Genomic DNA, 796 nt, shown 5'->3' with positions numbered 1-796 from the left:
CGTTCTCGTAGTGGCACATCGTGTTGCCGTACGGGTCCTTGATCGTCAGCCGGACCACGGCCCGATAGCAGACGTCCCACCGGTTGAGGCCCTTGCCCGTCTTCGGGTCGGTGCGCTCCTGCTCGAACACGAGGTCGAGGCGAAGGAGGTCGGTGTCCCAGTTGCCGAACCCGAACACCCGGTTCAGGTGGGCGAGGTTGTCCTGCTGGGTGATGTGGGAGTGGCCCGCATGACGCGCTTGGGGTCGATCGGCTTGAGGAGCTGCCGGATCTGCTTGCGCAGGAATCCGCGCCGCCACGGCCGCCGGGTGAACTTGGTGGTGCTGAGCACGGTGTCTCCGTTCCTGGGGCTGACGCCAGCGCATCGGGGTCGCAGTCCCGCCGCGCTGGCGGTTGGGGACGGCGCGGCGCACACTAGGCCGCACCATCCCTAACATCTATAACTGTAGGGCAGATTTATCGCGATCAAACACTAGCGCCCCAACCCCAACCCGGTCAACACACCCCGCACGCCCGCAACTGATTCACCGTTCAACTACGAAGACTCCACCAGCACAAACGCGAGAAGGGGTTACCAAACCTGCCTTAAGATCTCTAACCTTCACCTAGACGCAAGCCCCAACCACCCACTGGAGCGCAGCGGCCCGCAGCACGCTGGCGCGCCCCGCCGACGACGCAGGAGACTCCCTTCCCCATGTCTCAGCCGCCCGACAGCTTCACCCTGGCCTTCACCACCGCCGACATGACCGGAGACCAAGTCGCCCGCCTCGGCCTGTCCAACGCCGCCGCCGCCACCA

2 protein-coding genes are annotated in these 796 nt (G+C 65.5%); both read right to left on the bottom strand.

Annotation, left to right across the window (positions count from 1 at the left end; all coding sequences use genetic code 11):
* A partial coding sequence (locus IO39_RS59845) for a Rad52/Rad22 family DNA repair protein (RefSeq protein ID WP_369332909.1) occupies positions 1-214 on the bottom strand: 214 nt, incomplete at its 3' end.
* Positions 184-330 (bottom strand): hypothetical protein, encoded by a 147-nt coding sequence (locus IO39_RS58715; protein ID WP_245642718.1) that lies wholly within the window; start codon positions 328-330, stop codon positions 184-186. The genes IO39_RS58715 and IO39_RS59845, both read right to left, overlap by 31 nt.
* Positions 331-796: the final 466 nt, after the last annotated feature.

The sequence above is a fragment of the Nonomuraea candida genome, from assembly GCF_000725485.1.
Classification (GTDB): domain Bacteria; phylum Actinomycetota; class Actinomycetes; order Streptosporangiales; family Streptosporangiaceae; genus Nonomuraea; species Nonomuraea candida.
This window is presented reverse-complemented; position numbering and strand designations above follow the sequence as displayed.